This window comes from Sporosarcina sp. HYO08, assembly GCF_001563475.1.
Classification (GTDB): domain Bacteria; phylum Bacillota; class Bacilli; order Bacillales_A; family Planococcaceae; genus Sporosarcina.
Window position 1 is genome coordinate 1 of sequence record NZ_LPUT01000018.1, and the last position, 1,049, is coordinate 1,049.

General features: G+C 47.1%; 2 rRNA genes. Both read right to left on the reverse strand.

Going from position 1 to position 1,049, the window contains the following annotated elements:
- Nucleotides 1-693: ribosomal RNA gene (locus AU377_RS06980) — 23S ribosomal RNA — on the reverse strand; the annotation flags it as partial.
- A gap of 257 nt (nucleotides 694-950) precedes the next feature.
- Nucleotides 951-1,049: ribosomal RNA gene (locus AU377_RS06985) — 16S ribosomal RNA — on the reverse strand; the annotation flags it as partial.

Below are 1,049 nucleotides of genomic sequence, written 5' to 3' on the forward strand. Positions count from 1 at the left end.
CCTATTCAGACTCGCTTTCGCTGCGGCTCCGCATTCACTGCTTAACCTTGCATGGAATCGTAACTCGCCGGTTCATTCTACAAAAGGCACGCCATCACCCATTAACGGGCTCTGACAACTTGTAGGCACACGGTTTCAGGTTCTATTTCACTCCCCTTCCGGGGTGCTTTTCACCTTTCCCTCACGGTACTGGTTCACTATCGGTCACTAGGGAGTATTTAGCCTTGGGAGATGGTCCTCCCGGATTCCGACGGAATTTCACGTGTTCCGCCGTACTCAGGATCCACTCTGGAGTGGATGGATTTTCGACTACGGGGCTTTTACCCTCTGCGGCAGATCTTTCCAGATCGCTTCGTCTAATCCAACCTTTTGTAACTCCGTATAGAGTGTCCTACAACCCCAGGAAGCAAGCTTCCTGGTTTGGGCTAATCCCGTTTCGCTCGCCGCTACTCAGGGAATCGAATTTTCTTTCTCTTCCTCCGGATACTTAGATGTTTCAGTTCTCCGGGTCTGCCACATATACGCTATGTATTCACGTAGATGTACTGTCCCATTACGGACAGTGGGTTCCCCCATTCGGAAATCTTCGGATCAAAGCTTACTTACAGCTCCCCGAAGCATATCGGTGTTAGTGCCGTCCTTCATCGGCTCCTAGTGCCAAGGCATCCGCCGTGCGCCCTTTATAACTTAACCTAAAATGGTCGATCAACTTCATAGCGATATAAAGTTAAATCGTTAAAAAGGTATTGCAAATAAGTGATTACATAATGTAATCGACTCGGTTGATTACTTGATTTGTTGCTTTCAATGTCGTTTTATCCAGTTTTCAATGAACAAGTTTTGAAGTTTTCATATCTAAGCGGTGTTTTCCACTTTTCCATGAACCTTCAAAACTGAACGCAAAACGTTAACTTGTAAACCCAAGGTTTACATTCCGTAATTATCCTTAGAAAGGAGGTGATCCAGCCGCACCTTCCGATACGGCTACCTTGTTACGACTTCACCCCAATCATCTGTCCCACCTTCGGCGGCTGGCTCCCGTAAGGGTT